The sequence below is a fragment of the Myxococcus sp. AB036A genome (assembly GCF_006547355.1).
GTDB classification, from domain to species: domain Bacteria; phylum Myxococcota; class Myxococcia; order Myxococcales; family Myxococcaceae; genus Myxococcus; species Myxococcus virescens.
Genome location: NZ_VHLC01000053.1, coordinates 44752 through 56130, shown reverse-complemented (window position 1 = coordinate 56130; position 11379 = coordinate 44752). Strand labels below are relative to the sequence as shown.

Genomic DNA, 11379 nt, shown 5'->3' with positions numbered 1-11379 from the left:
ACCTGGACCTGCCCCGGCGCCAGCGTCCGGGCCGTCTGCTGTGTGGACAGCGTGGAGGCACACCCCGGAGTCAGGGCCAGGAGCAACAGGGGAAGAATTCGCATGAAAAGTCACGTTATCCCCTTTCTGGCGCAGATGCTTCATTCCGGGGCGCCGCGCTGGTAAGGGGGCGCCGTGCGAATCAAACAAAAGCCCGAGGACTTCTCCGTCAAGGAGTCATACCGTTTCGACGAAGTCGACTCGGGACGTCACCGCGTCTACCTGATGGACAAGCAGAAGCTGTCCACCTTCGACGCCGTGACCCGGCTGCGGGATGCGTTCGGGCTCAAGCCCGGCGCCATCAGCTACTGCGGCCTCAAGGACAAGCAGGGCCGGACCGAGCAGATCATCGCGGTGGACGGCGCCGACGTGGACATGCAGGAGCCTGACCTGCGGCTGAAGTACCTGGGCCGCACGGACAAGCCGCTGTCCGCCGCCAACATCACCTCCAACCGCTTCTCCGTCACGGTGCGCGCGCTCCAGCCGGAGTCGCTGGGGCCCCTCAACGTGGCCGCCGCCGAGGTCAACCGCCTGGGCGTCATCAACTACTTCGACAGCCAGCGCTTCGGCTCGCTGAAGCACGGCCAGGGCTTCATCGCCAAGGACCTCATCCGGGGCGACTTCGAGGCCGCGCTGCACAACTACATGGCCAAGCCGTCCGAGCTGGACCGGACGGAGGACGCCAAGATCAAGGCCTTCTGGAAGGAGAACTGGGGCCGCTGGGACGCCCGCGTCCCCTACGAGGGCACGCGCAAGTACCACCGCGTCCTGAAGTCCCTGCGCGATCAGCCGGGTGACTACCTGCGCGCCTTCATGCAGATCGACGCGGACTACCGCGCGATGCTGATCTTCACCTACCAGAGCTTCCTCTGGAACGAGGGCGTGCGGCGCTACCTCCAGCTCATGCTGCCGCGCGAGCACCTCTTCCCCATGCGCTACCAGGCCGGCACGCTGCTGTTCCACCGCGACGCCAGCCCGGAGGTGCTCCGCACGCTGCGCGACGCCTCCTTCCCCCTGCTCGCGCCGAACTCGACGTTCAGCGACCCGAAGGTGGAGGAGGCCGTGCGCTGGGTGCTGGGCCGCGAGAAGCTCCAGCTGTCGGACCTGCAAGTCCCCGGCGCCGAGCGCAGGCTCTACTTCAAGCACGAGGAGCGGCCCCTGCTGTCGTTCCCGCACAAGCTCGTCGTGGGCCGCACGCAGGCGGACGAGCTCAACCGCGACGACATCAAGGTCAACATCGCCTTCACCCTGCCGCCTGGCGCCTACGCCACCCTGGTCATCAAGCGGCTGTTCCACTTCGAGTACGCCGAGGACAGCGCGGAGACCATCCGCGCCTCGCAGCGGCCGAAGCTGGCGGAGGCCGAAGCCGCCGCCGCCGCGCACGAGCCCTCCAGCCGCCGGGGCCCGCCCCGCCGGGACGCGGACGGCGCGCGCGCCTCGAGCCGGGGCGCTCCGGGCTCGGAGACCCGCCGCCGTTCGTCCGGAGACCGCGACACGCGCGCACCCGCCGGCAACCGCGATGCCCGGGGCGCTGGCGCTCCGGGCCGCCGCCGCAGCGGTCCGCGTGAGGTGGAGCTCCTGGAGCCCGCCTCGGGCCGCGCCCGCACCCTGGCGTCCAAGGTCCCCGCGCCCGCCAAGGTCGCGGAGCCCGCCGCGCCGCTGGGCTTCCGTGAGCGGCAGCGCCAGCGCAAGGATGCCCGCTCGGCCGCGCGCGCGGAGACCGAAGCCAAACGTGCAGCCAAGGCCAAGCCCGCGAAATCACGGAAGAAATAGAGATGTATCTCCCGGATGCAATGGGCGGACGGGCGCGCCGTAGACCCAGGTGTGAACGCTCTTGCCCTCGACGACGCTCCCGGGACGCTCGCCCATGCCATCGGGATGCTGATGGCTGAGGAAGCCCCTCCGCTTCCCTGGAAAGCGGACGTACAGGCCGCCCGCCGGGGTGACCCGTCCGCTTTCGAGGCCTTGGTTCGCAGCGTGCAGCGCCCGGTCTACGGCCTGGCGCTGCGGCTGCTCCAGAGCGAGGCCGAGGCCGCGGAGGTGGCGCAGGAAGCGCTGCTTCGCGCCTACCAGAACCTCCACCGCTACGACGACGCGCGCCCGTTCGACCTGTGGGTGCTCGCCATCACCCGCAACCTCTGCCTGGACCTGCTCCGCCGCCGCACCAAGGTGCGCACGGAGGAGCTGGAGCCCATGAAGGAGGTGCTCCCCAGCGGCGAGGCGTCGCAGGAGGAAGGCGCCATCGCCCGCGAGGAGCGGCAGTCGCTGGAGGAGGCCATGGCCACCCTGTCCGTCGAGGACCGGGAGGTGCTCGCCCTCTATTACGTCCAGAAGCGCACGACGAAGGAGATCGCCCAGATCATGGGCTGTGCGCCTGGCACCATCATGGCCCGGCTCTTCCGGGCCCGTGAGAAGCTGCGCAAGAAGATGACGGCCGAGGAGGCTCCACGATGAATCCCCACCTGTGCCCGGACCTCGAAGTCCTCTTCACGGAGCTGGAAGCCGGTGAAGGCCCCGCGCTGGACCACGCCGCCGAGTGCGCCGCCTGCGCCGCCGTCCTGGAAGATCATCGGCTGATGGAGCAGGACCTGTACCGGCTGGCGGATCCCCTCCCCCCGCCCACCCTGGTCGCCAACGTCATGGCGCGCGTGTCCGCTGAACCCGTGCCCCGGCGCCGCGAGGTCTGGTCCGGGCTGGCCATCCTGCTGACGTCGATGCTGGGCGGGCTGGGCTACCTGGTGATGAGCGACCAGGCGCTCGGCCGGCTGGGAACCGGGCTGGCCTCCGTCCTGGTGCAGGGGCGCCCCTTCGTTGAAGGCGTCCTCAGTGGCGCCCACGCGCTGTGGTCCACCGCGGGCCTGACGGTGGCCTGCTCTCTCGCCTTCCTCCTGCTGACGTCGCTGTACGGTCTCAAGCGGCTTGTCGGCACCGGGCCCACTCCTTCCGAAGCGTGAGCGAACCATGAAGCTCCTTCCTCGAATCCTCTTCCCCGCTCTGCTGCTCGGCGCCCCCCTGGCGCTTGCCCAGGACACGGCGCCCCAGGCCGGCGTGACGGCACCCGCCGCGAGCACCATCGACATCAGCTTCCGCGGCACCCTGCGCGACGCCCTCAAGACGATCGCCGACAAGGGGGGCCTCAACCTGGTCGTCACCGGCGACCTGGACTCGCCCGCCGAGGTCCACCTGCGCGGCGTCACGGCGAACCAGGCCCTGCGCACCGTGGCCCGGGCGTACTCGCTGCGCCTGGACCAGGACGGCACCATCTTCACGCTGCGGCCCATGACGGCGCAGGAGAAGCACGCCGCCGAATCGGGTGAGTCCGAGGCCAACGCCGACGACGCACCGAACGCGCCGCCCGTGGCCAGCGATCCGCCGGTGATGGCGATGCCTCCCATCCCTCCGATTCCCGACCTCCCGAACGCGTTCTCCGAGGAGACGCGGAACGAGATGAAGCGCGCCCGGGACGAGATGAAGCGGGCCCGCGACGAGGTGCGGCGCAACATGCGTCGCAACGGCAGCCGCAACGTGGTGGCGCGCGGACAGAACCTGGAGGTGAAGGACGGCCAGACGGTGGAGAGCGCCGTGGTGTACGGCGGCAACCTGGTGGTCCACGGCCACGTGAAGGATGACGCGGTCGCCTTCGGCGGCAACCTGGAGGTCCACGGCCGCGTGGACGGGGACGCGCATGCCTTCGGCGGCAACGTCATCCTGGGGCCGGACGCACACGTGGAGGGCGACGTGTCTGCCTTTGGCGGCTCGGTGGAGCGCGACGACGACGCCCAGGTCGAAGGCAGCATCGAGTCCTTCGGCGGCGCGGGCATTGGCCGCATGGTGGCCAGTGAAATCAAGAAGGGCGTGAAGGAAGCCAAGGACTCTTCCGAGAGCCGGAGGGACCGCGACGATGACGGCGTGGGCCTGGCGGGCTTCATCCTCACCTTCGCGATGCTCTTCGGGCTCGGCTTCCTGGGACAGATGTTCTTCCCTGCGCGCATGAAGCAGTTGGGCGAGGAAGTGCGCCGCAAGCCGGTGCAGGCGGGGCTCACCGGCTTCGTGGGACTGCTGGCGATGATTCCCCTCACGGTGGTGCTGTGCATCACCATCATCGGCATCCCGGTGGCGCTGGTGCTGTGGATGGCGGCCCCCGTCGCGGCGGCGCTCGGCTACGCGGCGGTGGCGAGCGAGCTGGGCACGCGGTTGCCCATCTTCCGCGGCCGGAAGACGCAGGCGGTGGTGCTGGCCCTGGGGCTGCTGGTGCTGATGGTGGTGGGCTCGCTCCCCATCATCGGCCCCCTCATCACCACGCTGGTCGCTCTGATGGCCCTGGGCGCGGTGGTCCGCACCCGCTTCGGTCACCGGCCGCAGGGCATGCCCGAGCCCGTCATCCCCTCGAGCGAGCAGCCGGTCTGACAGGGATTGCCGGGTGCTTTGCCCGGCGCGTCACGCACTGACGTAAGTCTTCAAGGGGACTGTCCCGGGTGCCACACGGCCCGAGACGGTCCCCTCTCGTTTTACGGTGTGCGCCTTAGCCAAGGTCGGGCGCGCCATCACCGTGCCTATCAGCCAGGCATGTTGGGCATGGCGCGTCATGCCGTCAGAGGCTTTGACCGCCCGGTCCGCGTGGGCCATTTTGGCACACCCTATGCGACGCCTTCCCGACGTACCGCCGCGCGGCCGGGCCATCACCGTGGACCTCGAGGGCGAGAGCCTCCCCGCCATCGAAGGTGAGCCGGTGGCGTGCTCGCTGATTGCCGCGGGTGAGCCCATGCTCGCCCGCTCCATCAAGTACCACCGGCCGCGAGGCCCCTACTGCTTCGCCGGGGCCTGCTCGCATTGCCTGATGCGGGTGGACGGCGTGCCCAATGTCTACGCGTGCCGCACGCCCGCGCGAGACGGCATGAAGCTGGAGCGGCAGAACGCCTACCCCTCCGCGAAGGTGGACATCTTCGAGAGCATCGACTGGTTCTTCCCCAAGGGCATGGACCACCACGAGATGTTCGCCGGCGTCCCGGTGGCCGAGCAGGTGATGGCCAAGGTGGCGCGGCAGCTCGCGGGGCTGGGCCTGCTGCCCAAGACGCCCGCGCCCGAGACGGCGCCCGCGCGCACGGTGCGCACCCGCGTGGCCGTGGTGGGCGGCGGCGCGGCGGGCCTGGCGGCGGCGCGCGTGTTGACCGAGCGGGACGTGGGCTTCCTCCTCATCGAGCGGGACGACGCGCTCGGTGGCCGGCTCGCGAATGGCGCGCCGGAAGCCGGCGGCCCCAGCCTGGACGACATCCACCGCATCTCCCCCAGCAGCGTGCTCACGCGGGCCACCGCGCTGGGCCTGTACGACGACGAGGCGGGGCGCTTCCTCGCGGTGGGCACCTGGGAGGCGGACGCGCCACGCCTGCTGAAGGTGTACTCGGAGCGCTTCCTGCTCACGCCCGGCGGCCATCCGCCCACGCTCCCCTTCGAGAACAATGATCTGCCCGGCGTCTACGCGGGCCGCGCGGCCAGCCTGCTGCTGCGCCGCTACGACGTGGCGCCGGAGACAGCAGTCCTGGTGGGCTGGGGCGCGGAGCTGCACGCGCTGGCGAACCTGCTCCAGGAGCGCGGCACGAAGGTGGTGGCGGTGGTGGACCTGCGGGACACGCCGCCGGCGGGCGCCCATGCCACGGCGGTGCGAGGCAGCGAGCCCAAGGCCCATGGCCTGCGCGGCGTGAGCGCCTTCAGCTACACGCGCGAGGGCGGCGGACGCGAGAAGGTGTCGTGTGACGCGGTGCTGGTGTCCGTCCCCGTCAGCCCCAGCTTCGAGCTGGCGCGGCAGGGCGGCGCGAAGGTGCCGTTCGACGAGAAGCGCGGGCTCTTCGTGGTGGAGACGGACGCGGACGGGCGCACCCAGGCGCCGGACGTGTACGCCGCGGGTGACGTCACGGGCGGAGGCACCGCGAAGGACGCGGCGGCGGCCGGACGGCGCGCGGCCCAGGCGCTGGTGGGAGGGCTGTCATGAGCAAGGCGATGATCTGCTCCTGTGAGGACGTCACCGTCGACGACATCCGTCACGCGGTGTCCCGGGGCTTCTGCGACGTGGAGTCGGTGAAGCGCTACACCGGCTTCGGCACCGGCATCTGCCAGGGCAAGAGCTGCACGGCGGCGGTGGCCGCGCTGCTGGAGAAGGAGAAGGCGCTCAAGCCCGCGGCCGTGGTGCCCTTCACGCCGCGCCCGCCGCTCTACCCCACCGAGCTGCGGATGATGGCCTCCGCGCCCGTGGACGAGTCCCAGCCGCCCGTAGGCGGGCTGCCGCAGGAAGTGGACGCCTTCCCCGCCGCGCTGCGCCCGGAGGGCCCGGTGCCCGCGAAGGCGAAGGTGGTCATCATCGGCGGCGGCATCATGGGCCTGGCGCTGGCGTACAACTTGGCGCGCGCCGGTGAGACGGACGTGGTGGTGCTGGAGCGCGGCTACCTGTGCGCGGGCGCGTCCGGCCGCAACGGCGGCGGCGTGCGCATGCAGTGGGGCACGCCCTCGCTGGTGGAGTTGGCCAAGCGCTCCATCGAGCTGATGAAGGGCTTCGCGCGCGAGCTGGGCATCAACGTCTGGCTGCGCCAGGGGGGCTACATCTTCCTGGCGAAGACGAAGCCGGTGGCCCAGCGGCTGGAGCGCAACGTCTCGCTGCACAACCGCTTCGGCGTCCCCACCCGGCTCATCACCCCCGACGAGGCGCGCGGCATCGTCCCCGGGCTCACGATGAAGGACTGCCTCATCGCGTCCTACAATCCCGAGGACGGCGTCATCTTCCCCTGGCCCTTCCTGTGGGGCTACGCGCAGGGCTGCCAGAAGCGCGGCGTCCGCGTGGAGACGTACACGGACGTCACCGGCTTCGAGACCAGCGGCGGCCAGGTGCGCAAGGTGAAGACGACGCGCGGGGACATCGCCTGCGACACCGTGGTGCTGGCCGCCGGCGCCTGGAGTCCGCAGGTGGCGAAGCTGGCGGACGTGAAGCTGCCCAACGAGCCGCACCGCCACGAAATCCTCAGCACCGAGCCGCTGAAGCCCTTCCTGGGGCCGCTGGTGTCCGTGCTCGACAGCGGGCTGTACTTCAGCCAGTCCATGCGCGGCGAAATCGTGGGCGGCATGGGCGACGCCAAGGAGCCCGCGGGCCTCAACATGGGCAGCACCCTGCGCTTCGTGTCGCGCTTCGCGCAGGCGCTGATGGAGCAGTTGCCCGAGGTGGGCCACGTGAAGGTACTGCGCCAGTGGGCCGGCTGCTACGACGTGACGCCGGACAACAACCCGATTCTGGGACCCACCCCGGGACTGGACAACCTGCTCCAGATGTCCGGCTTCGTGGGCCACGGCTTCATGATGGCCCCCGCCGTCGCGGAGCGGATGGCGAAGTGGATGGCCACCGGCGAGTCCGACGAGCTCTTCACCCGCTTCAACCTCCGGCGCTACTCTGACGCGGCGGGCCATTCGCGTGACTTCGGCACCGGGACGCTGGAGCGCGAGGACATGGTCATCGGCTGAGCCCCTGGCCACGCCGTTCCCGGCCGCGCCTGGACCCCGTCTCCACCGGGTCCGGACGCGGCCCTTGTATTTTTCCGGAGCCTGTCCTGGCTGGAGACAACGGCTGGGGAGCGAATTGACCCGGAACGCACCAGCTCCGGACAATCTCGCAAATCACGAAAACAACTGGCGACCGTCAGCGGAGCTGTGAAGCGCCTTTACATCAACAACTGAGTTACCTGGACAGGGACGCACCAGTCGCGTGTGCCGGCGCGGTGCCCGCTCCGAGTAGAGACGCTCGGAGTGGAGACCTGGCACGGCGCATGCCTTGGCGCCTCGCCGCGCAATCCAGCGCGAGGAGGTGTTCCGATGTTCCCGAAGAGCGTTCGTGCGCTGTTCCTGGTGGGAGCCCTGTCTGCCTGCGGCACCGAAGCACCTCCCGACGTTCCCAACGCGGACGGACAGGAGCCGCTGCAGTCGCAGGAGTCCAACGTCATCGTGGGCACGGTGAACTGGGTGAGCGCCACGACGCTGACCGGCACGCAGCGCACGCGCTCGCGCGCGGTGGGCTACCTGTCCATTCCGGCGGTGGGCTCGCGCTGCACGGCGTGGCTGGTGTCGCGGGATGTGATCATCACCAACAACCACTGCATCGGCAGCAGCTCCGAGGCCTCCGGTGCGCGCGTGTCCTTCAACTATGAGGACGGCGTCAGCTCCACCGCTCGCGTCTGGTACAACTGCGGCACGATGATCCGCACCTGGGCCGGCGACGACATGACGGCGCTGCGCTGCACGGCCACCAACGGCCAGCTCCCGGGTGACGTGTACGGCTGGCTGACGGTGGCCAGCGCCAACGCCGCCACCAACGCCAGCATCTACGTGGTCCACCAGAACTGCGACTACTACACGACGAGCGGCTGCACGCCGACGAAGAAGTCCTCGCCGGGCGTGGTGCGCAACGCCAACTACAGCACCACGGACCTGTCCTATGACGCGGACACGCTGGGCGGCTCGTCCGGCTCGCCCGTGCTGTCCTCGTCTTCGCACCAGGTGGTGGGCCTGCACCACATCGGCCTGGGCGGCAACTCGCAGGGCCGTGGCACGGCCAACACCGGCGTGAAGGCCACGCGCGTGAAGGCGCGCCTGGCCGAGATTGGCCTCTAGAGCCGAGCCCCCGCGTCACGCGGGTGAGGGCTCGCCCGCCAGCGGCAGCGTCTGGGGGGCCTGCCGTGGTGGGAGCAGCAGCTCCTCCCGCCGCAGGCCCCGCAGCGCCATCCGCCCCAGGCTCCGCTTGAGCCCGCGTGGCAGCAGCGGCAGCAGCCGCATCACCCACCGGTGCCCCAGGCCCGGGTACACCAGGGCCTGGCCGCGCTCGAAGCCGGCGAGCGCCTCGCGGGCGCAGCGCTCCAGCGACAGATGGAAGAAGGGCGCCAGCGACTCCGCGCCCTCCACCCCCGCTTCCCACAGCGGCCCTGGAGCCACGCGCGTCACCGTGACGCCCTGCCCCTCCACCTCCAGGCGCAGCGCCTCCGTGAAGCCGTCCAGGAAGCGCTGGGTGGCGGAGAAGGTGGCCGAGCCCGGCAGGATGAGCTGCGCCGCGCCGGAGCCGATGTTGAGGATGCCGCCCCGTCCACGCTCCAACATGGGCTTGAGCAGCCGGTGCGTCAGCAGCGCGGGCACCCAGACGTTGGCGCGCAACATGGCTTCCACACGCCCCCAGCCCTCCTGGGCATAGAGCGCCTGGTCGCCTTCCGCGGCGTTGTTCACCAACACGTCCACGCGGACGAACTGCGACTCCAGTGAAGCGAGCAGCGCGTCCACCTGCTGGGGATCGCACACGTCGCAGGATTCGACGAGCACGCCCAGCGTCGGGTAGTTCAGCAGGAGTTCCTCGCGCAGGGGCTCCAGGAGCTGGGCCTGATGGTCCACGAGCACCAGGGTCCGAACGCGACGCGCAAGCAGCCGGGCAAGCTCCCGGCCAATTCCCCGGGCCGCGCCGATGATCAGCACGGTTCCTTGGTCGATGGGGAGAGGACGCATGACGAAATCCTCCGTTCGTTGAGGTGCCCATCGTGCGCACGCCTTGCGCGGTCTGCCGCTCCCGCCGCAGGGTTTGCATGCCTGGACAGCAGGCGACCGGCGCGGCGCTGGCACGGCTCTTCCATCTGGGGCGTGCCATGCCCAGAAAAGAAGACATGGCGACTGTTTCCCGAATCCTCGTTCCCGTGGACCTGTCGGACGGCTCCCGGGAGGTCATCGACTACGCGGTGAAGCTCGCTCGGCCTTTCAAGGCATCGGTCGAGGTGGTCCACGCCTGGGAGCCACCCCAATACGTGGCGCCCGACCTGCTGGTGGCCGCGCCGGGGTGGAACTCCCAATCCCTGGAGCACGTCGCCGTGGAGGCGGCGACGAAGGAGCTGACGGCCCAGATGAACCAGGGGGAGCCCCCGGGCGTCCCGGTGAGCCAGAAAATCGTCGTGGGTGAGGCGGCGTCCACCATCCTCGACCTCGCCGAGCAGGACCAATGCGACCTCATCGTCATGGGCACTCACGGCCGGCGCGGCCTTCCCCGCCTGCTCCTGGGAAGCGTGGCGCAGAAGGTCGTCGCCCGCGCGTCCTGCCCGGTGCTCACCATCCACCTGTCCGAGCGGAAGTAGCGCGGACGCGCCTCACGGCCCCGGCGCGGGCGCCACCGGGGGAGCGGCCTGCTCCCCCGCCTTCCGCCGCGCGGCCAGCACCGTGGGCACGGCCAGCACCGCCATGGCGGCGACAACGAGCGCGGCGCCCACCAACTCCAAGGCCCCCGCGCCCGGCTGGCCCAGGGTGACGGACATCACCACGGTCGCGACCACTCCGGCGAGCACGCTGGAAGCGCGATTCACCGGCACGCAGAAGGCATTCTCCCGCCCGTCCAGGAGGATGAGGCCGCCGAAGATGCCGGTGGCCTGCGACAGCAGTCCCACGGCGATCTCGGAGGCCAGGTGGCCTCGCGACAGGGCCCCGGTGAAGCCGTCGCGGATGTCACCGAGCACGCCATCACCGCCGATGAGGGCCAGCACCGCCAGGGTGCCCACCAGCACTGGCGTGGCCACCATCTGCTCCTCCACGAAGTAGCGGATGGAGACCTCACGCTCGCCGGACTTGGCCAACTGGCTCATTGCGCGCAGCCGGAAGAAATAGGCCGCCAGGTACACGCCCACGTCCACCGTGGCCAGGAGCGTCAGCGTGGGACTTACCGACGAGCCCGCGGCCACCGCCACCGCCGAGAAGCTCAAGCCCAAGGCCACCCATGAGGGCCAGCGCACCCGCCGTCCACTGAGGACGTCCACCAGCGGCGCCAGGACGAGCACGCCGCCGCGCATCAACAGCATCATGAAGACGATGGACGCCCCCGGCAGGGTGTACGCCAGCGTCGTGGTGCCGATGATGGCCGCCGAGCAGAGCCCCGACAGCAGCGTCCACCGCCCTGGTGCCGGCACCTGGAGGCCCCACACCTGGCGGTGCCCCGCGTAACGCCACCAGCGCATCCACGTGAGGAAGGCGAACATTCCCACCAGCGAGGCCGTGGTGCTCACCGGCAGGAGCGTGAAGCCGGAGATGCCCTCCCGCATGCCGGGCAAGGCGCCTCCGGACAGCGCCTTCGTCAGCGCGCTGTAGGGGGCATAGGCCACGAAGTAGCCCAGGGCGTACCCCCAGATGCTCAGGTCACGGACGTCATCATTTCGAAGAGGCGTGGCGGACAGGACGTGTTCCTGGGTGGGGGGGTGGAGACTGGGTTGTGCAAGCCGCACGCCGGGGAGGTAACGGCGTGGGCACGCAATCGCTTCCGTGCGGGCGCGTATCCAGCGGTGTCACGGCTTT

The 11379-nt window shown here is 70.3% G+C and carries 10 protein-coding genes; 8 read left to right on the top strand and 2 right to left on the bottom strand.

What is annotated here, in order from left to right:
- Positions 1-174: 174 nt before the first annotated feature.
- The 7 genes from truD to FL344_RS21570 all read left to right on the top strand — a co-directional run bounded on the left by truD (position 175) and on the right by FL344_RS21570 (position 8682).
- Positions 175-1812 carry a tRNA pseudouridine(13) synthase TruD gene (gene truD, locus FL344_RS21600; RefSeq protein WP_141619871.1) on the top strand — a complete coding sequence of 546 codons (1638 nt, stop codon included), beginning with the start codon at positions 175-177 and terminating at the stop codon, positions 1810-1812.
- A 111-nt stretch (positions 1813-1923) separates the two neighbouring features.
- Positions 1924-2493, top strand: a complete 570-nt coding sequence (locus FL344_RS21595) for an RNA polymerase sigma factor (protein WP_225909977.1) — start codon at positions 1924-1926, stop codon at positions 2491-2493.
- Entirely contained in the window at positions 2490-2993 is a 504-nt protein-coding gene (locus FL344_RS21590) for a hypothetical protein (RefSeq protein WP_141594154.1), read from the top strand. Before FL344_RS21595 ends, FL344_RS21590 begins: the two co-directional genes overlap by 4 nt.
- 7 nt (positions 2994-3000) lie before the next feature.
- Entirely contained in the window at positions 3001-4446 is a 1446-nt protein-coding gene (locus FL344_RS21585) for a hypothetical protein (RefSeq protein WP_194863203.1), read from the top strand.
- 232 nt (positions 4447-4678) lie between these two features.
- Positions 4679-6025, top strand: coding sequence for a 2Fe-2S iron-sulfur cluster-binding protein (locus tag FL344_RS21580; protein WP_194863202.1), 1347 nt, complete (start codon positions 4679-4681; stop codon positions 6023-6025).
- Positions 6022-7539, top strand: coding sequence for an FAD-dependent oxidoreductase (locus FL344_RS21575; RefSeq protein ID WP_141619868.1), 1518 nt, complete (start codon positions 6022-6024; stop codon positions 7537-7539). The genes FL344_RS21580 and FL344_RS21575 overlap by 4 nt, the downstream gene beginning before the upstream one ends.
- A 348-nt stretch (positions 7540-7887) precedes the next feature.
- The gene (locus FL344_RS21570; protein ID WP_141619867.1) at positions 7888-8682 is read left to right on the top strand and encodes a serine protease; all 795 of its coding nucleotides are present in this window, start codon (positions 7888-7890) and stop codon (positions 8680-8682) included.
- A 15-nt stretch (positions 8683-8697) separates the two neighbouring features.
- Here FL344_RS21570 and FL344_RS21565 read toward each other — a convergent pair whose 3' ends face one another.
- Positions 8698-9558 (bottom strand): SDR family oxidoreductase, encoded by an 861-nt coding sequence (locus FL344_RS21565; protein ID WP_141619866.1) that lies wholly within the window; start codon positions 9556-9558, stop codon positions 8698-8700.
- 155 nt (positions 9559-9713) lie between these two features.
- On the opposite strand from FL344_RS21565, the gene FL344_RS21560 reads away from it, so the two are divergent.
- Positions 9714-10175 (top strand): universal stress protein, encoded by a 462-nt coding sequence (locus tag FL344_RS21560; RefSeq protein ID WP_090495356.1) that lies wholly within the window; start codon positions 9714-9716, stop codon positions 10173-10175.
- A gap of 12 nt (positions 10176-10187) precedes the next feature.
- Here the strand turns inward: FL344_RS21560 and FL344_RS21555 are convergent, their stop codons facing one another.
- A complete protein-coding gene (locus tag FL344_RS21555; RefSeq protein WP_228565253.1) occupies positions 10188-11309 on the bottom strand; it encodes a hypothetical protein in 1122 nt (373 codons plus the stop codon).
- Positions 11310-11379: the final 70 nt, after the last annotated feature.